The organism is Aeromonas sp. Marseille-Q7275 (assembly GCF_965119515.1).
Map to the genome: position 1 here is coordinate 1 of NZ_CBCPLW010000007.1, position 20,514 is coordinate 20,514.

Below are 20,514 nucleotides of genomic sequence, written 5' to 3' on the forward strand. Positions count from 1 at the left end.
CGGCTGTGTAATTAATTTTTTAATTATTAAAAACAAGTTAAATGAGAAGGCGTAGCAGTTTTTTATATTGAAGTTGGATTTTTTGGAAAAAAACATCAGTGAGTGATGCTGCGAACGTCACTGACGATTGATGGGCTTAGTTCTACTTGATTTTTGTTGCAGAGCTTTTACAGTGACCGAGCGGGATTGTCTGCCAATACCAGTCAATTCAGTGAGTAATGCCAGGAAGGAGAGGCCGGTCACCGGATGTGACTGACCATAAAAGAACAACAAGGACGAGGTTCCACCATGCTGTCGTATTTCTTACGTCGGATGCTTTTGATCATCCCGACGTTTCTCGGTATCACCCTGCTCGTCTTCACCATCACCCGCTTCGTGCCGGGCGGCCCGGTCGAGCGCATGTTGCTGCAGGCCCAGGTCTCACAGAACGAGACCGGTCGCTCCAGCGGCAGCAAGGGGGCGCAGGCGCTCTCCGATGAGCAGATCGAGGAGCTCAAGGCGTTTTACGGCCTCGACAAGCCCATGCTGATCGCCTACTGGGAGTGGCTGCAGAAGCTGGCGGTGCTGGATCTCGGGGAGTCGACCCGCTACTACGAGCCGGTGTGGGATCTCATCAAGGAGAGGCTGCCGGTGACCGCCTTCTTCGGGCTGGCGACCTTCCTGCTGAGTTACGCCGTCTCCATCCCGCTCGGGGTGGCCAAGGCCCTCAGGCACAACACCCGCTTCGATTCGCTCAGCTCCATGCTCATCTACATGGCCTATGCGCTACCCGCCTACGTGGTGGGGATCTTCCTCATCACCGTCTTCGCCTTCCACCTGGAGTGGCTGCCCATGGGGGGCTTCCCGGGGGAGGACTTCGAATACATGGAGAGCAGCTGGGATCAGATCCGCACCGTCTTCGCCCACGCCCTGCTGCCGCTCATCGCCTACGCCATCGGGGATTTCGCCATCCTCACCATGACCATGAAGAACAGCCTGATGGAGAACCTGTCGGCGGATTACGTGCGCACCGCCGTGGCCAAGGGGCTGCCGTTTCGCAAGGCGGTGACCGACCACGCCATGCGCAACAGCCTGATCCCCATCGCCAGCCACCTGGGGTCGGTGCTCACCGTCTTCTTCGGCGGCTCCTTCCTCATCGAGACCATCTTCAACATCGACGGCATAGGTCTGCTCGGCTACGAGGCCATCGTCGAGCGGGACTACCCCACCGTCATGGGCATACTGGCCATCACCTCCATGTTGATGCTGGTGGGCAATATCGTCTCCGACATCTGCGTGGCCCTCGTTGATCCCCGCGTACGGTTTGGAGACTGACCATGAACCAGACCCTTCTAGCCATGCCGATGCTGATATCACGCCATCTAGTCTCCGATATCTGCGTTGCACCTCCTGTTGATCCCCGCGTGCGGTTTGGAGACTGACCATGAACCTGAACCCGGTAACGCTGAAAAAACTCAAGCGCTTCAAGTCCATCAAGCGCGGTTACTACTCCTTTGTCATCTTCTCGGCCCTGGTGGTCATCTCCCTGCTGGCGGAGCTGCTGGTCAACAGCCGGGCGCTGGCGGTGAGCTATCAGGGAGAGCTCTACTTTCCCACCTATGGCGACGTGATCCCGGGCCAGCACTTCGGGCTCGACTACGAGTACGAGACCAACTACCGCCAGCTCAAGGGCAAATTTGCGCAGGAAGGGAAGGGGGACTGGGTGCTGCTGCCCCTGGTGCCCTGGAACCCCTATGAGCAGGACTTCAAGGAGGAGGCCTACCCGCCCTATGCCCCGAGCCTGGCGGAGCGCCACTTCCTCGGCACCGACACCAGCGGTCGCGACGTGCTGGCGCGGCTGGTCTACGGCTTTCGCATCGCCATCGGCTTCGCCTTCATCACCCTGGTGGCGAGCTATGTCATTGGGGCCAGTATCGGCTGCATGATGGGCTTTCTCGGCGGCCGTTTTGACCTCATCTTGCAGCGCTTCATCGAGATCTGGTCCCAGGTGCCCTTCCTCTACGTCATCATGATCCTGGTGTCCCTGGCCAAGCCGAACTTCGGCCTGTTTGTCGGCATCAACGTGCTGTTCGGCTGGATGGGGATCACCTGGTACATGCGCACCCTCACCTACAAGGAGCGGGCACGGGACTACGTGATGGCGGCGCGGGCGCAGGGGGCGACCACGGGGCGGATCATCTTCCACCACATACTGCCCAACACCCTGATGATGATAGTCACCCTGGCCCCCTTCGCCGTGGTGGGCAACATCTCCACCCTGACGGCGCTGGACTACCTGGGCTTCGGCCTGGCCCCGCCGACCCCGAGCTGGGGGGAGCTGCTCTCCCAGGGGATCAACAACCTGGATGCCATCTGGATCGTGAGCTCTGTGGTGGCGGCGGTGAGCCTGGTGCTCATCATGGTCTCCTTCATAGGGGAGGCGATCCGCGAGGCGTTCGATCCGCGCAAGTTTACCCGTTATCAGTGACCCGGGGCCCGCCTCAGGGCCCTGGGTATCCAACCCTTAATTGAGACGCCCCCGGTGCAGGGGCCAGACTTGGAAGTCAAACATGAACAATAAAATCAAATGGATAGGTGCTCTCTTCGTGCTGGTGAACGGATCCTGGGTGTGGGCCGCCAGCCTGCCTGCGGATCTCAAGTGGGAGACCAACGACACCGACCCCACCTTCGCCTCTCCCAAGGCGCTGCCCGGCGGTACCCTCAACCTCTTCATCGACAGCTTTCCGCTGACGTTTCGCACCGTGGGGCCCGACTCCAACGGCTCGTTCCGCTCCTTCATCCTGGATAACCAGCTGAGGCTCATCAGCTTCCACCCCAACACCGGCAACCCCATTCCCTCGTTGGCGAGCGCCTGGGCCATAGCACCGGACAGCCAGACCGTCTACTTCAAGCTGGATCCCCGCGCCAAATGGTCTGACGGCAAGCCGGTCACCGCCGACGACTACACCTTCGGCTACGAGATGATGCGCTCCAAGGACATCAAGGGGCCCTGGTTCAACAACTACTACACCACAGAGGTGGTGGCGGTGGAGAAGGTCGACGATCACACCATCCTGGTGAAGGCGGGCAGCCGCAAGGCCAGGCTGGATCTCCTCAACACCACCGAGCTGTGGCCCCAGCCGAAGCACTACTACAAGATGGGGCCGAACTGGGTGAAGCAGTACAACTGGGCTGTGGTGCCGACCACTGGCCCCTATGTGATGAGCGAGGTGAAGAAGGGCAAGTCCATCACCTTCAGCAAGCAGAAGGATTGGTGGGCCCAGCAGGATCGCTACAACCAGCACAGATTCAACCTTGACCGCATCAAGGTGCAGGTGATCCGGGATCACAACATAGCGTTCCGCCACTTCCTCAAGGGGGAGCTGGATACCTTCGAGATGATACTGCCCAACTGGTGGCATGAAAAAGCCGTGACCCCGGAATACAAGAAGGGCTATGTGCAGAAGGTGATGGCCATGACAGACACCAAGCAGGGGGGGCAGGGGGTACACCTCAACGTCAGCAACCCCAAGCTGGCGGATGTGAATGTGCGCCTCGGCATCCAGCACGCCATGAACCTGGACAAGATGATAGCGACCGTGCTGCACGGCGATTATGACAGGGCCACCACCTTCGGTTCGGGCTTTGGCGAATTCACCGACATCAAGCTGCCGGAGCGGGCCTATGACATCACCAAGGCGCGGGAGTACTTCGCCAAGGGGGGCTACAACAAGCCGGGGCCGGACGGCATCCTGCAAAACGACAAGGGGGAGCGGCTGACCCTGGCGCTGACCTATACCAGCCAGGAGCACTCCAAGCGGCTGACCGTGCTCAAGGAAGAGGCCAAGAAGGCGGGCCTGGATCTGGAGCTCAACCTGGTGGATGGCGCCACCGGCTTCAAGGTGATGCTGGAGAAGAAGCACGAGGCGGCCTGGCTCGGCTGGGGCGGCGGCGGTCTCTACCCGCAATACTGGGAGTCGTTCCACTCCGACAACGCCAACAAGCCCCAGACCAACAACCTGTTCAACGTGGCCGACAAGGAGCTGGACGCCCTGATCGACGCCTACAACGTCGAGTTCGACATGAGCAAGCGGGCCGGGATCTCCCGCCAGATCCAGCAGCGCATCTATGACTTGGCCATCTTCGTGCCCGGGGTGCAGCTCAACTACGTGCGGGCCAGCAGCTGGCGTCACCTGATGCTGCCCGAGGTGCCCGCCACCCGTAACACCCCGGATCTGCTCTACTGGCCCATGGATGGCTATCCCCACAGCAGTGGCGGCCTGCTCTGGCTCGATCCCAAGGTGCAGGAAGAGACCCTGAAGGCCAAGGAAGCGGGTGAGTCGCTCGCTCCCATCACCCTGATCGACAAGACCTATGCGCATCATTGAGAAGGGGGAGACGATGGCAGAGACAGAGGCCCCCATCCTGAACGTTCGAGAGAATGAGGGAAAGTTCACCGCCGATAACGGCAAGGGCAGGGCCCCCATCCTGGAGGTCAGGGATCTCGAGGTGGAGTTCGCCGTCGACGACGGCAAGATCAAGGTGCTCGACGGGGTCAGCTTCCAGGTCGCCCCGGGCCAGACCTTAGGGATAGTCGGCGAGTCCGGCTGCGGCAAGAGCGTCACCTCGCTCGCCATCATGGGGCTGCTGCCCAGGCCCCACGGTCAGGTGGTGGCTGGCTCCATCCGCTTTCAGGGGGAGGAGCTGCTCACCCTGGCGCCGGATCAGATGTACAGGGTGCGCGGCAACCGCATCTCCATGATCTTCCAGGAGCCGATGACGGCGCTCAATCCGGTGCAGACGGTCGGCGATCAGCTGATGGAGGTGTTCAGCCTGCACAGGCCGGACTACAGCAAGGCCCAGCGCAAGGAGGCCGCCATCGCCATGCTGCAGAAGGTGGGGATCCCGGAGCCGGCCAAGCGTTTTGCGGTCTATCCCCACAACCTCTCAGGCGGCATGCGCCAGCGGGTGATGATCGCCATGGCGCTGGCCTGCGAGCCGGACTTGCTCATCTGCGACGAGCCGACCACGGCGCTGGATGTCACCATCCAGGCCCAGATCCTGGATCTGATGAAGGCGCTGCAGGCCCAGACCGGCATGGCCATCATCTTCATCACCCACGATCTCGGGGTGGTGGCGGAGCTGTGCGACGAGGTGGTGGTGATGTACGCGGGCCGCGCTGTGGAGCGGGCCGACATTTTCGAGCTGTTTGACCACCCGCGCCATCCCTATACTCATGGTCTGATGGCCTCGATCCCGCGCCTCGAAGACGTGCCCAAGAGCCTGCTCAAGACCATCAAGGGCCAGGTGCCCGCCCTGCACGAGATGCCGGCGGGCTGCCGCTTCTCCAACCGTTGCCCCTACGCCACCGAGCTCTGCGTGGGGACCAACCCGGTGACAGAGCAGTTGAGCGATCGCCACGCGGTGGCCTGCCACCACTGGAAGGAGTTGAGCATATGAGCGTCTTGTTGTCGGTACGGGAGCTGAAGCAGCACTTCAGCAACAGGGAAGGGGCTATGTCGGCTCTTCACCAGGATGGACGGGAGCGGCGATGAGCGTCTTGTTGTCGGTAAGAGACTTGAAGCAGCACTTCAAGATGGGGGGCGGTTTCTTGCGCAAGCCCTACACCGTCTACGCGGTTGATGGCATCAGCTTCGATCTCAAGCAGGGGGAGACCCTGGGGCTGGTGGGGGAGTCCGGCTGTGGCAAGTCCACCCTCGGCCGCTCCCTGCTCAAGCTGTTTGAGCCCACGGCGGGGCAGATAAGCTTCGAGGGGCGCGACATCACCCGGTTGTCACCCGGGGAGATGCGATCCCTGCGCCAGGAGATGCAGATAGTGTTTCAGGATCCTGCAGAATCTCTCAACAGCCGCCACACCGTGGGCCAGATCCTGGAAGAGCCCTTCATTATCCACGGCAAAGGCAACACAGCGCAGCGGCGTGGCTGGGTGCTGGAGCTGCTGGACAAGGTGGGTCTGCCGAAGAGCGCGGTGGATCGCTACCCCCACGAGTTTTCCGGCGGTCAGCGCCAGCGCATCGGCATCGCCCGCGCCATCGCCCTCAAGCCCAAACTCCTGGTGTGTGACGAGGCGGTGTCGGCGCTGGATGTCTCGGTGCAGTCCCAGATAGTGAACCTGCTGCTCACCCTGCAGCGGGAGATGAACCTGGCCATCATCTTCATCGCCCACGATCTCTCGGTGGTCAAACACATCTCGGACCGGATTGCGGTCATGTACCTGGGAAGGATCGTCGAGCTGGCCGAGGCCCAGCAGCTTTACCTGAGCCCACGCCACCCCTATACCCAGGCGCTCATCTCGGCGATCCCGGTGCCGGATCCCCGCAGGCGCAACCAGCGCATCCTGCTGACCGGGGACGTCCCCTCACCCATCTCCCCCCCGAGCGGCTGTCACTTCCATCAGCGCTGCCCCTATGCCACCGAGCTGTGCCGCACCACCTCGCCGAGTCTGGAGACCTGTGGCACAGAGGCCCATCAGGTGGCCTGCCACTTCCCCTTGCCCGCGGTGGAGGCGGTGCCGCTGGGAAAGGCGGTCTGATGCCGGCGTCCACTGCGCCAGGGCCGGTATCACAGCAAGGTGGCGTCGGGGACGAGCAATAAAAAAATGGGGCCTGTGGGCCCCATCTTCATGGTTGGAGTTCAGGTTTGGCCGTGGAACATCTGGCCCGGGCAGGACAGCGCCCCGAGGGGGTGGCTGTGGTGTGAATTGCTGAGTTGTTTTGTAGTTTTATTACGTCGTCAATGTCAACTTCCGGACGGGCGACATCAGGCGCCATAGCGGAAGTAGTAGTTGCGAGTCGAAGGCGCATAAGTGTCTTTCTCTTGTGTGCCTTTCTTGCTGGATGCACCTTTCAGGTGGAACAGCACTGCCAGGTTCTCAAACATAGTCTTACCTCTTCGCTCTGTTGATTATTGTTTCCTGTGACCTTGGTCACACTTTGATGCTAGAGGCTTTTGTGATCTCGATCAACTTATTGTGTTGTAAATTTACATAAATCATGGAAAAGGTTTTCAAATCCAGGGTTGCTTATGGATACGATTTCAAGGGGGAGCGGCAGGGGTCGTGAAATGGGCAACGCAGGGAGAGCAAGGGGGAGCACCAATGACATGCCCCGCACTGGGCGGGGCATGAAGCGGCAGGGGAGGCTGTGCTTACTTGGCCGGGATCTGTTCCAGCACGTGGACCAGCAGTTGCCAGAAGCGCTCGACCGCCGGGATGTGTACCTTCTCGCCCGGCGCGTGGGCGCCGCGGATGGTCGGGCCGAAGGAGACCATGTCCCAATCCGGGTAGGCGCTCTTGAACAGACCGCACTCGAGGCCGGCGTGGATCACCATGACGTTCGGCATCTCGCCGAACAGGGTCTGGTAGCTGTTGCGCACCAGGGCCATGACGGGGGAGTCCACGTTCGGTGCCCAGCCCGGGTAGGCGCCGGTGAATTCACAGCTGGCGCCCGCCAGGCTGAACAGGGCGCGGGTCATCTGCTCTACGCTCTCGCGACCGGAGTCGATCAGGGAGCGGATCAGGCACTGCACATAGACCTCGCCGTCGAGGGTCTTGATGACCCCCAGGTTGGTGGAGGTCTCGGTGACGCCCGGGATGGCGTCGCTCATGCGCATCACCCCGTTGGGGCAGGCCACCAGGGCGTCCAGCAGGCGGGTCTGGAGGGATTCGCTCATCAGCTTGGCGGGCGTGTCCCGGGCGCTTAGCAGCACGGTCAGGTTCGCTTCTGTGGCGGCCAGCTCGCTCTGGTAGATGCCGGCGTAGCGGTCAACCAGGGCCTTGAACTCGCTGACACTGGCGGTGGGCACCAGCAGGGTGGCGCGGGCTTCGCGGGGGATGGCGTTGCGCAGGGTGCCGCCGCTTATTTCGGCCAGACGCACCCCCAGCGGTTCGGCGGCCTTGAGCAGGCGCACCAGCAGCTTGTTGGCGTTGCCACGACCGCGGTGAATGTCGACCCCGGAGTGACCGCCACGCAGCCCCTTGACCTGCAGCTCGAAGCCTTCCCCTTCAGTGGCGGCGACTTGCTCCAGCGGGAAGCGGATATTGGCATCCACGCCGCCGGCGCAGCCCATGTAGACCTCGCCATCCTCTTCGGAGTCGGTGTTGAGCAGAATCTCGCCCTCCAGCCAGCCCGCCTCCAGGCCGAAGGCGCCTGTCATGCCGGTCTCTTCGTCGGTGGTCAGCAGCACTTCCAGCGGGCCGTGCTTGATGGTCTTGTCCGCCAGCACGGCCAGGCAGCCTGCCATGCCCATGCCGTTGTCGGCGCCCAGGGTAGTGCCACGGGCGGTGACCCATTCACCGTCGATGTAGGCATCGATAGGGTCTTTGGTGAAGTCGTGCTGGGTATCGGCATTGGCCTGGGGCACCATGTCGATGTGGGCCTGCAGTACCACGGCCTTGCGGTTTTCCATGCCCGGGGTGGCCGGCTTCTTGATGATGATGTTGCCCACGGCGTCCTGCTTGACCGCCAGGCCTTCCCCCTGGGCCCACTGCACTATCCAGGCGCTCAACTTGGCCTCGTGCTTGGAGGGGTGGGGAATGGAGCAGATTTGCTCGAAGAATTGCCAAATCAACTTGGGAGACAGAGAACTAAGCTGTGCCACGTCGGGACTCCTTACCAGCACGGAAATGGACAGGGCCCAGTGGGCCGCAGAAGAGGGTAACGATAATACAGTCAATCACACAAAAATGTGAGCGATCTGCGCAAATTGCAGTCTGCTTGTGCTGATAAAGGGTGCCTGAATGGCGGACATGACTGCCTTGCCCATGTGTACCAGCAGAAGATGAAATTCGTGATGCGCATCACAAAAATATTGTCTTTTTGCCGCCGGGTGGTAAATTAGCCGCCGTGGGTCAACCACTTGTCAGGATGACAATCAATGCCTCCAGGGAACCGAAGCAAAGCAAGTGCGCCTCCACGGAACCGAGTGTCTGTTCAAGGATCTGAACCCGCATTAAAGGTACGTAACTTGTTAAGCAATCAGGAGTTCATTATGTCAGGCAGCAATTCAACCTATTGGTTCGCCCAGTCTCTCTATACCCAGGGTTTCAACTATCCGAACCCCTACGCCGGTCGCTGTTAAGACGGGCAGTCAGCCAGGCTGACAGAGAAAGCAGAAAAGCAGCAGGTGTGTGAGGGTTCCATCCTCCCCCTGCTATTTTTTTACCCGAAATTCGAGGTTTGCTCTTCAAATGAGCACCCTGTTGATGAGGACCTGGCCCCGAGGGGAGGCGAAGCAGGCAGTATATGACCGACTTTTCCTGTTTTTCGCATACGTTTGCCAGTCATTTTATCTGCAAAGGGTGCTATCATACCGGCCCAACAGCTGGCCTGAGGTCTGGGTTTCGATCGATATGGCCGCCAGCCATGCCCGTCCTGCTTTCAATGCATCTGCTTTTTGCTGCCGAGGGTTCACCCCTGAGGCCGCAAAAGTGCAAGCAAAATTCAGGAAACGGGGGCCAGAATTTACCGGATCCCGTGTGTCTGCCGGGACTCTTACGTCTTAAGTGATTGCCTTTATAACTCGTTGAGATCGATAGCATGCCAAAGAAATTCTATGTGTCGTGGGATAACCTGCAACGTGAAGCGCGCCGTCTGGCCCGTCGTCAACTGCCCGTCAGCCAGTGGAAAGGGATCATCGCGGTCAGCCGTGGTGGCCTGGTACCGGCTGCCCTGATGGCCCGTGAACTTGGCATTCGCAACGTCGAAACCCTCTGCATCTCCAGCTATGACCACAACAGCCAGCGTGAGCTGGTGGTCGTCAAGGCTGCCACCACCGCCGGTGACGGCGAAGGCTGGCTGGTCGTGGACGATCTGGTGGATACCGGTGGCACCGCCAAGGCGATCCGTGACCTCTATCCCAAGGCCAAGTTCATCACCATCTTCGCCAAGCCCATGGGCGAGCCGCTGGTGGATGACTTCGAAGTGGCCATCCCGCAGGACACCTGGATCGAACAGCCGTGGGATATGGCGCTGGAGTTTGCCAACCCTATCTGCGACGAAGAGTAATCGCCACCTGCCTTGGCGCACCGCCCCTGACTGCTGCGGGGACGGGTTGCTCGCGCCTATGGCAAGACGGTTTCATAAGGCCCCTGTTTGGGGCCTTATGTGTTTATGATGTGGCTGCCCGCGGTGAAAAGTGGTTAAGATGGACCATTGTTTGAGACAGAAGAGTCACCATCTTGGAACCAAACGACGATACCAATCTGACGGAAAAGCTGTTCACCCGGGTCAAAAAGGTATTGGAAACCTCCGAAATATCCAACTCCAGCCCGGTCGAAGAGCAGGACAGCTCCCTGGCCGAGAGCTTCATCGACGGCGCCCTGTCGCCCCATTGGTATCGCCTGTTGCGCCGGCCGACCTGGGCCTGGCAGGGGGCGGACCCGGTGGAGGTGGAGCAGACCCTGGCCCGCATCGCCATGGGGCAGGGGGAACGCAGCCATGAGCGCTATCTGGATACCATCAAGGGCTATGTGCCTGGCAACTGGGTCTATGAGTGGAGCCAGCTGGCTGGCCGCTATTTCAATGCCGGGCGCGAGCTGGTCGGCCAGGGCGATAGCGCCGGAGCGCTGAAGAATCTGCTCAAGGCGGTGCGCTACTACTCCATCGCGAGCTACCCTCACCTCAAGAATGACGAGCTGGCGGATCAGGCCCAGTTGCTCTGCAACATGGCCTACCGCGAGGCAGGCAGGCTGTTCAAGGTGCCGCTCAAGGAGCTGCAGGTCCCGTTCCGGGGCAAGACCATTCAGGGCTATCTGCACCTGCCCACCACCGACAGGCCTGTGCCTCTGGTCATCGTCAGCGGCGGCATAGACGCCCTCCAGGTCGACTTCCTCAACTTCTACTTCAAGTGCCTCGAGCCCCACGGCATCGGCATGCTGTCCCTGGACATGCCGGGAACCGGCTATGCGGAGCACTGGCCGCTGGTGCAGGACACCAGTCGCCTGCACCAGGCGGTGCTCAACCACCTCTCCGAGGTGGCCTGGGTCGATCATCAGCGCATCGCCATGGTGGGGTTCCGCCTCGCCGGCAATGTGGCGGCGCGCCTCGCCTTCATCGAACCCTTCAAGCTCAGGACTGTGGTCTGCATCGGGGCCGGCATCAATCAGGTGTTTACCAATCAGGAGATGTTTGCCCGCTGTCCACGCATGATGCGGGACGGGCTGGCGAACCGTCTGGGGGCCGATGCGGCCCAGTGGGATCTGCTGCGCACCAAGTGCCAGGTCTTCTCCCTCAAGACCCAGGGATTGCTGGGGAGTCGCACCTCTGTGCCCATCCTGAGCATCGGCCACAAGCGTGACTTCATCTGTCCCGAGCAGGATGTCCGGGCCCTGGCCTCCGCCAGCCGCAATGGCAAGGCGGTGGTGTTTGACAAACAGCCTCTGCTGGAGGTGTATGACGAGGCGCTCAAAGAGACGGTAGATTGGCTAAAGAAACACTTATGTACATGATATAGAACTAAAAATGTAACATCATCATGTGATGGTATGGCTTGTTCAACAGGGAGGTTAGCATGTCAGAAAGAGTGACCTACAAGCGATTGTTGCGGCAATTCGCGGCCATTGGCCCCTATCTGCGCGAGGATCTGTGTGAGGAGGGACGCTACCGCTTCGACTGCCTTTCCGTCTGCGTCAGCGCCAAACCGGCGCCGGACAAGCGGGAGTTCTGGGGCTGGTGGCTGGTGCTGGAGCAGGAGGACCACAGCTTCCGCTATCACTATCAGGTCGGCTTCTACAATGCGGACGGGGCGTGGATCGACAAGCCGCTGCCCAAGAAGCATCAGGCCGAAGTCGAGCGTACCCTCAACCACTTCTACAAACTCATCAGCGCCAAGCTGACCCTGCTGGAGTGCACCTTGTCTCCTGCCAAGCAGGTCACCGCCGAGCTGAATGTGACAGCGGCCTGATCCGCCCGGGCCCTGCGGTCATGGATCCGCAGGGCCTCCTTCTTTGCCATGACAGCGGTGAGGCTTAATTGCCTTGCAGGGCAACAGGGCCGTGGGTATAAAGGGATTCCTTACTTTTCTAACCCTTCGTTCCCATGGAAAATAGAACCATAGTCGTCAAATTGGGCACCAGCGTGCTCACCGGGGGATCTGCCCGTCTCAACCGTGCCCACATGGTGGAGCTGGTCAGGCAGTGTGCCGCCCTGCATCGACACGGACACCGTGTCGTTCTGGTGACCTCTGGCGCCATCGCCGCCGGGCGTGAGCTCCTGGGGCACCCTCCGCTGGCGCCGACCCTGCCCAACAAGCAGATGCTGGCGGCGGTGGGCCAGACCCAGCTCATCCGGGTATGGCAGGACCTGTTCAACCTCTACGGGCTGCACATCGGCCAGATGCTGCTGACCCGCGCCGATCTGGAGGACAGGGAGCGTTACCTCAATGCCCGCGACACCCTGCGCACTCTGCTCGATCACCGCATCATCCCCGTCATCAACGAGAACGACGCCGTGGCCACCGCCGAGATCAAGGTGGGGGATAACGACAACCTCTCCGCCCGCGCCGCCATCCTGGCCGATGCGGATCTGCTGATCCTGCTCACCGACCAGAAGGGGCTCTTTACCGCGGATCCTCGCACCAACCCGGATGCCCAGCTCATCGAAGAGGTGCAGACCATAGACGACACCCTGCGATCCCTCGCCGGTGACAGCGTCAGCGGCCTCGGGACCGGCGGCATGGCCACCAAGCTGCAGGCCGCCGACGTGGCGCGCCGCGCCGGGGTCAATGTGGTGATCGCCACCGGCCAGATCCCGGAAGTGATCGGTCGCCTCGCCGCCGGCGAACGGGTGGGCACCCTGTTCCCGGCCCTGGCCTCGCCGCTGGAAGGGCGCAAGAGCTGGATCCTGGCAGGGCCGCCCCCCCACGGGGAAGTCCGGGTGGATCAGGGTGCCGTGGCCGCCATGCAGGAGAAGGGCTCCAGCCTGCTGCCCAAGGGTATAGTCGCGGTCAAGGGAGACTTCGTCCGAGGCGATGTGGTGCGGATCCTGGGCCCCCAGGGGAGCGAGCTGGCCCGCGGCATCTGCCGTTACGATCACCTGGAGCTTGAGAAGCTGCGGGGCGTACACTCGGATCAGATAGAGGCCGTGCTGGGTTACGGCTATGGCGCCGTTGCGATCCACCGAGACGACATGGTGCTGCTGTGAGCTGTCGGCCCTGATAGACCCTGCGGCTGCGGCTGCGGCCATGGCTATGGAGTCATGGGCCATCCACAGAGACGATATGGTGCTGCTGTGATGCATCGGCCCAGAGCCTGAAGTAACGGGGCCATGGACCATTCATAGAGATGACATGGTGCTGCCGTAAGGCGGCACGTCAGAAAGGAACCACATTATGAGTCTGGAGAAAATGGGGCAGGTGGCCCGCGAGGCCGCCTATCAGCTGGCGACCATCAGTACGGCGCAGAAAAACCGTGCGCTGGCCGCCATCGCCGATGAACTGGAGGCGCACAGTGCGCAGATCCTGGCTGCCAACGAGAAGGATATAGCGGCAGGCCGCGACGCCGGCTTGTCGGAAGCCATGCTGGATCGCCTGCTGCTCAACCCCGCCCGCCTCGCTGGCATAGTGGCGGACGTGCGCAAGGTGATCTCCCTTGACGATCCCGTCGGCGCCGAAATCGACAGCCGGGTGCTGGAGAACGGCCTGCGCCTCTCCCGTCGCCGGGTGCCCATCGGGGTCATCGGCGTCATCTACGAGGCGCGCCCCAACGTCACCATCGACATCGCCAGCCTCTGCCTCAAGACCGGCAACGCCAGCATCTTGCGCGGTGGGCGCGAGACCTTCCACTCCAATCTGGAGCTGGTACGGGTGATCCAGCGCGCGCTGGCGGCCTCGGGCTTGCCTGGGGATGCGGTGCAGTACATCGACAACCCTGACCGGGCCCTGGTGGGCGAGCTGTTGCGCCTCGATCGCTATGTGGACATGATCATCCCCCGCGGCGGCGCCGGGCTGCACAAGATGTGCAAGGAGAACAGCTCCATCCCCGTCATCATCGGCGGCTTTGGCATCAGCCACATCTTCGTGGACGAGAGCGCCGATCTGGTGCGCTCCCTGGCGGTCATCGACAACGCCAAGGTGCAGCGCCCCTCCGCCTGCAACGCCCTCGATACCCTGCTGGTACACGAGAAGGTGGCGGCGACCTTCCTGCCGCAACTGGTGGCACTGATGAACGAGCGCAAGGTGACCCTGGTGGGGGCGCCCAACGCCATGGTGCTGCTGGCCGGCAGCGACAATCTGTGCGAGGCGGGGGTGGAAGATTTCGACACCGAATGGCTGGGGCTGACCCTGGGGGTCAAGCTGGTGGCTGACGTGAACGAGGCGCTGGCCCACATGCGCGAGCACAACGCCGGCCACTCCGACGCCATCCTGACCAACGATCTGGCCAATGCGGAGCGCTTCGTCAACGGTGCCGGTTCGGCGGCGGTCTACGTCAACGCCTCCACCCGCTTCACCGATGGCGGCCAGTTTGGCCTGGGGGCCGAAGTCGCGGTCTCGACCCAGATGCTGCACGCCCGTGGCCCCATGGGGCTGACCGAGCTGACCAGCTACAAGTGGGTCGGTCAGGCGGACTATCTGATCCGTGCCTGAGCCTGGTCGTCAGCACAGTGCCGTCAATGCCGACTCAGGTCGGCATTTTTGTGGTTTTTTATTGCGCACTATCAGTGGCTTGCATATAACTATCCAGCGAGACATGGCGTCATTCAGAGCGCCAGTTCAGGAAGGGGAGCGACTTCAAGGATGAAGCGACAGTATTGGATGTCGCGGCTGGCCAGCCTCTGGCTGGGGCTGCCGCTGCTGCTGGGGGCCCTCTGCTTCAGCAGCAACAGTCACGCCAGCTGGGATCAGGATCTCTATCGCCAGCTGGGTCTGGCGGGCAAGCTGGACAAGCAGGTGTTCCGCAAGGCCCTGCAGGGCTATCAAGATGTGCGCCACAAGCGCAAACCCATACTCACCATCATCGACTACAGCAAACCCTCGACCATGCGCCGCCTCTTCGTCATCGACGTGAAGCGCCACAAGCTGCTCTATCACACCTGGGTCAGCCACGGCCGCAATTCGGGGGAGCTGGCGGCGCGCCAGTTCTCCAACCAGATGAATTCCCGGCAGAGTTCCCTCGGGGTCTATCGCACCGCCGAAACCTACCAGGGCAAGCACGGCTACTCCCTGCGCCTGGACGGACTCAGTCCCGGCAAGAACAGCAATGCCCGCAAGCGCGCCATAGTGGTGCACGGGGCTGACTACGCGAGCCCGAGACACCTGCAAAAATATGACAAGCTGGGCCGCAGCTGGGGTTGCCCGGCCCTGCCGCGAGAGCAGTCCAGGGCCATCATAGACACCATCAAGGGGGGCAGCGTCATCTATGCCCACGGCTGAGGGGGCATAGAGAGCAAAAAGGCCAGCATGGGCTGGCCTTGTGGTCGGGGGTTGGGGTTACTTGCGCACCACCAGCACCGGGCAGGGGGCGTGGCGCACCACGGATTCCGCCACGCTGCCCACCAGCAGGTGGCTGATGCCGGAGCGACCGTGGCTGCCCATGACCAGCAGATCCACCTTGTCTTCCTTCGCCTGGATCACTATCTCGTCGGCGGCGCGGCCGAAGCGCACCTCGAACTTGGCCGGGATGGGCAGGCTGGCGACCAGCTCCTTGAGCTGGCTCTTGGCCTGACGCTCCATCTCATGGGTGATCTCGATGGCGGTCATGTGCAAGATCTTGTAGCTGTCGAAACCGTGCAGCTGATCCACTACGTGGACCAGCTTGAGCTCGGCCTGATGGCTCTGGGCCATGAAGACGGCGTAGTCGAGCACGGCCTTGGACATCTCGGAGAAATCGACGGGACAGAGCAGGGACTTGATGGTTGGCATGAGAAGGCTCCCCTCAGTTGGGTCACTAATGAATCTTATGGTTCATGATACCGATCGAGGGGGCAATAACCCTCGACCCGCTCGCAAAATCGGGAAAAATGTCACCGGGCACGCTGGCTTTCTATGCTATCAGTATGCCTGAACGGACCGCTTGGCGATGAGCGCCTGCCGACGGTCATACCACTGAGGAAACCCATGGTTCGTCTTTTTCTGTTCTGCTGCCTGCTGCTCATCTGGCCCGTGCGGGCCGATACCCTGCATGTCTATTGCGATGACTGGCCCGGCTTCTGCCAGCAGGATGGCGAAGGTGTCTATCTGGACATAGTGCGCGCCATCTATGAGCCCGAGGGCTATGTGGTGCGCCCGCACCTGGTCCCTTACAAGCGGGCGCTGGCGGTGGTGTCCCAGAAGGCGGGGGACATGGCGATGGGGGTCTATCGTGGAGAGGTGAAAGGCGCCCATCAGCCCGATTACCCCGACTCGGCGGACTACGTGAGCGTGGTGATGCAGAGCCGCTGGTTGCCGCACTGGGACGGTGAGCAGAGCCTCAAGGAGCAGGAGGTGCTCTGGCTGCGGGGCTGGGCCTTTGACAAGTTCATCCCGGTGCCGATGCGCTGGTTCGAGATAGACAACCATGAGATGGCGCTGCAATTGCTGCTCAAGGGGCGCTATCGCTACTACCTGACCGACGGTGCCCTCTACCCCAGGGACGCCCTCCCGCCCGAACTGGCACAGGTGTTCCTGCGCTGGATCCCGACCTACCCCATCTTCGCCGACAACGAGAAGGGCAGGCAGCTGCATGGGCTCTGGGATCCCGGCATGCGCACCCTGATAAGGGAGGGGACACTGGCACGTATCTATCGGGAAAACCGGCTCTACGACGACTACCTGGACTTTATCAGGGAGCAGGAGGCCAAGGTGCGCAGGGAGGTGCCATCACAGGATTGAGGCGGCCTGCTGGCTGGCCATCTGGATCATCTTCTTGCTTGGCCTTCAGCCTTCAGCTCTCAGCGTCTTGGCCAGCCGATCGTAGAGGATGACATTGACCGAGGCCGCGAGGTTCATGCAACCCTGAGGTGTGGTTACGTAGAACACCTGCTGCTTACTTGGCACGCAGCTGCTTGGCCAGCCGATCGTAGAGGATCACATTGACCGAGGCGGCGAGGTTCATGCAACCCTTGGGTGTGGTTACGTAGAACACCTGCTGCTTACTTGGCACGCAGCTGCTTGGCCAGCCGATCGTAGAGGATCACATTGACCGAAGCCGCCAGATTCATGCAGCCGTGAGTCGGTACATAGATCACCTCCTTCACCGCCGCGAAGCGGGCGGGCTCTAGGGTGCCATCCTCAGGGCCGAAGATGTAGAAGGCCCGCGCGGGGTGCTCGTAGTCCGGCAGGGAGGTGGCTCCCTCGATGAGATCCACCAGCACAGGGGTGCAGCCCTCGGGGACGAAGTCCAGCAGATCCTCGACCCCGAGCAGGGGGATCTTCTCCACCATCTGCTTGGTGTCGGTGGCAAAACGCCGTGCCAGCTCGAAGCGCTGACCCGTGTAGTAGACCTCTTCTGCCCCGTAGCAGCCGGCGGCCCGCATCACGGCCCCCACGTTCTCCGGTGACTTGGGATTGACCAGCCCGATGGCGCAATAATCGGGGGCCGCATCCGGCCGTGCATCGACCCGCAGTGCGGCGTCGTAACCTGACTCTTTCATCTCGTTCTCCTCTGTGGCGGCGCATTATACCCCCGGTGGGCCCCTTGCCCAGCCTGTGGTGCCGACTCCCGCCCGGCGGGCCCAACAAGGGAGCAGTTGCACCGCCCTGGCGCAGCCCTGCACCCTGGCACCCAATGGCGGCGCACCTGGCATTCTGGCGCGGGGTTTGCAGTCCCTTCCCCATACAAGATGATCCAGGCTCATCCGGACAAAGGCGTCCGTCCCCGCAGGGGGGCGGACGCTTTTTTATGGGCCTGCCATCAGACGGGACAAGGGGCGGCCCCCGGGGGCTGCCGGCGACAAGGAGCGAGGGAATGAAGACCACCTGTGCCTATTGTGGAGTGGGATGTGGCATCCGGTTGAGCCGGGAGGGGGAGCGCTGGCAACTGCAGGGGGATGAAGATCATCCGGCCAACGGCGGCGCCCTGTGCGTCAAGGGGGCCAGCCTGCTGGAGAGCCTGGCCTTCCCCGATCGCCTGCTCTATCCGCGCTGGCTGGGGCAGCGCATCGGCTGGGAGGAGGCCCTGGACACCCTGGCGGAGCGCCTTGCCGCCATCATGGCGGAATCCGGGCCGCAGGCCATCGGCATCTATCTGTCTGGCCAGCTCACCACCGAGGATTACTACGTCGCCAACAAGCTGATGAAGGGGTACCTGGGCAGTGCCAACGTGGACACCAACTCCCGGCTCTGCATGTCGTCGGCGGTGGTGGCCCACCAGCGCGCCTTCGGGGAGGATCTGGTGCCCGCCTGCTACGAGGATCTGGAGCTCGCGGATCTGGTGGTGCTGACCGGCGCCAACACCGCCTGGACCCACCCCGTGCTGTTTCGCCGCCTGCAGCAGGCGCGGGCGCGCCGCCCCGAGCTCAGGCTGGTGGTGCTGGATCCCCGCCGCACTATGACGGCGGAGCAGGGGGATCTGCATCTGGCCCTCAAGCCCGGCAGCGACGTGGCGCTCTGGAACGGTCTGTGCCGCTACCTGCTCGACAGCGACGGCTGGGATCAGGCCTATGTGGCGCAGCACGTGAGCGGCTTCGAGGCGCTGGCGGCGGCGCTGGACGACCCCGCCTGGCAGCTGGACGAGGTGGCCCGCAGCTGCGGCCTCTCCCGCGGCGATCTGCTCGGCTTCTACCAGCTGTTTGCCCGCACCCCCAGGACGGTCACCCTGTTCTGCCAGGGGATCAACCAGTCCAACCAGGGGGTGGACAAGGCCAACGCCATCATCAACGCCCACTTGCTGTGCGGCCGCATCGGCAAGCCGGGGGCGGCCCCCTTTTCCATGACGGGGCAACCGAACGCCATGGGGGGACGCGAGGTGGGAGGGCTTGCGACCCAGCTCGCCGCCCACATGGGCTTTGGCGAGGCCGAGTGCGATAGGGTGCAGCGCTTCTGGGGAAGCCCGACCATGGTGCGCGGGCCGGGGCACAAGGCGGTCGAGTTGTTCGAGGCGGTGTACAGGGGGGAGATCCGCGCCCTCTGGGTGCTCGGTACCAACCCGGCGGTCTCCCTGCCGGACGGCAACCGGGTGCGCGAGGCCTTGAGCCGCTGCGAGCTGCTGGTGGTCTCCGAGGTGACGGCCAACACCGACACGGCGCGCCTCGCCCACCTGCTGCTGCCCGCCGCCGCCTGGGGGGAGAAGAGTGGCACAGTCACCAACTCCGAGCGCACCATCAGCCGCCAGCGCGCCTTCCTGCCCCTGCCGGGGGAGGCCAGGCCCGACTGGTGGGCGCTGACCCGGCTCGCCCGCCGACTCGGCTTTGGCGAGGGGTTCGCCTATGAGCACGAGCACGAGATCTTCTGCGAGCACGCCGCCCTCTCCGGGTTTGAAAACGACGGGGCCCGCCAGTTCGACATCTCGGGGCTGGCCCGTCTCAGCCGCGCCGAATTCGAGGCGCTGGAACCCTTGAGCTGGCCCGTCAATGCCGACTGGCCCCGGGGCCGTGCCCGACTGTTCGAGGACGGGCGCTTCGCCACCCCGGATGGCCGGGCCCGCCTGCTGCCCCTGGCCCAGCACTTCCCCCCGCAGCCCGAGGCCGGGCCAGGGGAGGATCTCTCCCTGCTCCTCAACAGCGGCCGGCTGCGGGATCAGTGGCACACCATGACCCGCACCGGCCACGTGCCCCGTCTGCAGGAGGCCGAGCCCTGGCCCAGGGTGCGGGTGGGGGCCGCCAGCCTGCTGGCGCTCGGTGCCAGGGAGGGGGATCTGGTGCGCCTTCACAACGAGCTCGGCGAGGCCCTGCTGCTGGTGGGGCTGGACGAGGGGCTCAGGGAGGGGGAGGCCTTCCTGCCCATGCACTGGACCGACAGCCAGTGCAGCCAGGGGGCGGTCAACCGCCTCATCGCCGCCGTGGTGGATCCCCTCTCCGGCCAGCCCATGTTCAAGCAGGGGCGAGTGCAGGCCAGGGCGCAGGCCACCCGCTGGCAGGGGCTCTGGTGCGGCCGCCATGACTGGCGCGAGCCGGTGGACTGGTGGGCCAGGCGCCCCCTGCCCGAGGGCAACTGCACCCTGCTGGCCTCCTGGTCCGACAGCCCCCAGGGGCTGTGGCAGCGGTTGGGGTCGGAGGGGCACTGGCTGCGGCTGCCCCTGAAGGAGGGCTGGCTCGCCCTGGCCCTGGCCGGGGATCGCATCGAGGGCATCTTGCTGGTGGGGGAGCGGCGCCCTGACATCAAGGTGGATCTGCTGGCCAGCCTGCTCGGCACGCCGCTGCAGGCGGGGGCCCTGAGCCAGACCCTGAGCCTGGCCCTGGCCGGGGAGAGCCGGCTGGTCTGCTCCTGCCTGCGGGTGTCGGAGCAGCGCATCGTCGATGCCATCACCCGGCAGGGGGTGGGCGAGCTGGCGGGGCTGCAGGCCCTGCTCGGCTGCGGCAGCAACTGCGGTACCTGCCTGCCAGAGATCGACAAGCTGTTGATCAAGCATGTCTATATCGCCCAGGCCTGAGGCCTGGGCAGCAA

General features: G+C 62.9%; 17 protein-coding genes. 13 read left to right on the forward strand and 4 right to left on the reverse strand.

Features of this window, described 5'->3' with window-relative positions; genetic code table 11:
- The first annotated feature begins 288 nt into the window (after nucleotides 1-288).
- From ACWPWQ_RS08300 to ACWPWQ_RS08320, 5 genes are all read left to right on the forward strand, one after another.
- Nucleotides 289-1,314: an ABC transporter permease subunit gene (locus tag ACWPWQ_RS08300; protein WP_139439728.1), complete on the forward strand. Its 1,026-nt coding sequence runs from the start codon at nucleotides 289-291 to the stop codon at nucleotides 1,312-1,314.
- Nucleotides 1,315-1,423: 109 nt separating this feature from the next.
- Nucleotides 1,424-2,467, forward strand: a complete 1,044-nt coding sequence (locus ACWPWQ_RS08305; RefSeq protein WP_454009530.1) for an ABC transporter permease — start codon at nucleotides 1,424-1,426, stop codon at nucleotides 2,465-2,467.
- An 82-nt stretch (nucleotides 2,468-2,549) separates the two neighbouring features.
- Nucleotides 2,550-4,367: an extracellular solute-binding protein gene (locus ACWPWQ_RS08310; RefSeq protein WP_454009531.1), complete on the forward strand. Its 1,818-nt coding sequence runs from the start codon at nucleotides 2,550-2,552 to the stop codon at nucleotides 4,365-4,367.
- 13 nt (nucleotides 4,368-4,380) lie between these two features.
- The gene (locus ACWPWQ_RS08315) at nucleotides 4,381-5,439 is read left to right on the forward strand and encodes an ABC transporter ATP-binding protein (RefSeq protein ID WP_454009532.1); all 1,059 of its coding nucleotides are present in this window, start codon (nucleotides 4,381-4,383) and stop codon (nucleotides 5,437-5,439) included.
- 91 nt (nucleotides 5,440-5,530) lie between these two features.
- Nucleotides 5,531-6,532, forward strand: coding sequence for an ABC transporter ATP-binding protein (locus ACWPWQ_RS08320; protein ID WP_454009533.1), 1,002 nt, complete (start codon nucleotides 5,531-5,533; stop codon nucleotides 6,530-6,532).
- A 614-nt stretch (nucleotides 6,533-7,146) separates the two neighbouring features.
- Here the strand turns inward: ACWPWQ_RS08320 and ACWPWQ_RS08325 are convergent.
- Nucleotides 7,147-8,598, reverse strand: coding sequence for an aminoacyl-histidine dipeptidase (locus ACWPWQ_RS08325; protein ID WP_454009534.1), 1,452 nt, complete (start codon nucleotides 8,596-8,598; stop codon nucleotides 7,147-7,149).
- Between the two features lie 938 nt (nucleotides 8,599-9,536).
- On the opposite strand from ACWPWQ_RS08325, the gene gpt reads away from it, so the two are divergent.
- The 6 genes from gpt to ACWPWQ_RS08355 all read left to right on the forward strand — a co-directional run bounded on the left by gpt (nucleotide 9,537) and on the right by ACWPWQ_RS08355 (nucleotide 15,366).
- Nucleotides 9,537-10,004: a xanthine phosphoribosyltransferase gene (gpt, locus tag ACWPWQ_RS08330; protein ID WP_005325980.1), complete on the forward strand. Its 468-nt coding sequence runs from the start codon at nucleotides 9,537-9,539 to the stop codon at nucleotides 10,002-10,004.
- Between the two features lie 173 nt (nucleotides 10,005-10,177).
- Nucleotides 10,178-11,446, forward strand: coding sequence for an esterase FrsA (frsA, locus tag ACWPWQ_RS08335; RefSeq protein WP_139437199.1), 1,269 nt, complete (start codon nucleotides 10,178-10,180; stop codon nucleotides 11,444-11,446).
- Nucleotides 11,447-11,508: 62 nt separating this feature from the next.
- Entirely contained in the window at nucleotides 11,509-11,901 is a 393-nt protein-coding gene (gene crl, locus ACWPWQ_RS08340) for a sigma factor-binding protein Crl (RefSeq protein WP_202046600.1), read from the forward strand.
- A 134-nt stretch (nucleotides 11,902-12,035) separates the two neighbouring features.
- Nucleotides 12,036-13,139, forward strand: a complete 1,104-nt coding sequence (proB, locus tag ACWPWQ_RS08345) for a glutamate 5-kinase (RefSeq protein WP_454009535.1) — start codon at nucleotides 12,036-12,038, stop codon at nucleotides 13,137-13,139.
- A 187-nt stretch (nucleotides 13,140-13,326) separates the two neighbouring features.
- On the forward strand, nucleotides 13,327-14,580 hold the full coding sequence (locus ACWPWQ_RS08350) for a glutamate-5-semialdehyde dehydrogenase (RefSeq protein ID WP_454009536.1): 1,254 nt from the start codon (nucleotides 13,327-13,329) through the stop codon (nucleotides 14,578-14,580).
- Between the two features lie 150 nt (nucleotides 14,581-14,730).
- On the forward strand, nucleotides 14,731-15,366 hold the full coding sequence (locus ACWPWQ_RS08355; protein ID WP_202046597.1) for a murein L,D-transpeptidase catalytic domain family protein: 636 nt from the start codon (nucleotides 14,731-14,733) through the stop codon (nucleotides 15,364-15,366).
- 57 nt (nucleotides 15,367-15,423) lie between these two features.
- Here ACWPWQ_RS08355 and ACWPWQ_RS08360 read toward each other — a convergent pair whose 3' ends face one another.
- Entirely contained in the window at nucleotides 15,424-15,855 is a 432-nt protein-coding gene (locus ACWPWQ_RS08360) for a universal stress protein (protein WP_025325966.1), read from the reverse strand.
- A 195-nt stretch (nucleotides 15,856-16,050) separates the two neighbouring features.
- On the opposite strand from ACWPWQ_RS08360, the gene ACWPWQ_RS08365 reads away from it, so the two are divergent.
- Nucleotides 16,051-16,803, forward strand: coding sequence for a hypothetical protein (locus ACWPWQ_RS08365; RefSeq protein ID WP_454009537.1), 753 nt, complete (start codon nucleotides 16,051-16,053; stop codon nucleotides 16,801-16,803).
- Nucleotides 16,804-16,957: 154 nt separating this feature from the next.
- On the opposite strand, the gene ACWPWQ_RS08370 is transcribed toward ACWPWQ_RS08365, so the two are convergent.
- Together ACWPWQ_RS08370 and ACWPWQ_RS08375 are read right to left on the reverse strand one after the other, a co-directional pair.
- Nucleotides 16,958-17,056 carry an RNA methyltransferase gene (locus ACWPWQ_RS08370; RefSeq protein ID WP_429134377.1) on the reverse strand — a complete coding sequence of 33 codons (99 nt, stop codon included), beginning with the start codon at nucleotides 17,054-17,056 and terminating at the stop codon, nucleotides 16,958-16,960.
- 7 nt (nucleotides 17,057-17,063) lie between these two features.
- Nucleotides 17,064-17,564, reverse strand: coding sequence for an RNA methyltransferase (locus tag ACWPWQ_RS08375; protein WP_454009538.1), 501 nt, complete (start codon nucleotides 17,562-17,564; stop codon nucleotides 17,064-17,066).
- Nucleotides 17,565-17,878: 314 nt separating this feature from the next.
- Here ACWPWQ_RS08375 and ACWPWQ_RS08380 point away from each other — a divergent pair, with 314 nt between their 5' ends.
- Nucleotides 17,879-20,500 carry a nitrate reductase gene (locus ACWPWQ_RS08380; protein ID WP_454009539.1) on the forward strand — a complete coding sequence of 874 codons (2,622 nt, stop codon included), beginning with the start codon at nucleotides 17,879-17,881 and terminating at the stop codon, nucleotides 20,498-20,500.
- Nucleotides 20,501-20,514: the final 14 nt, after the last annotated feature.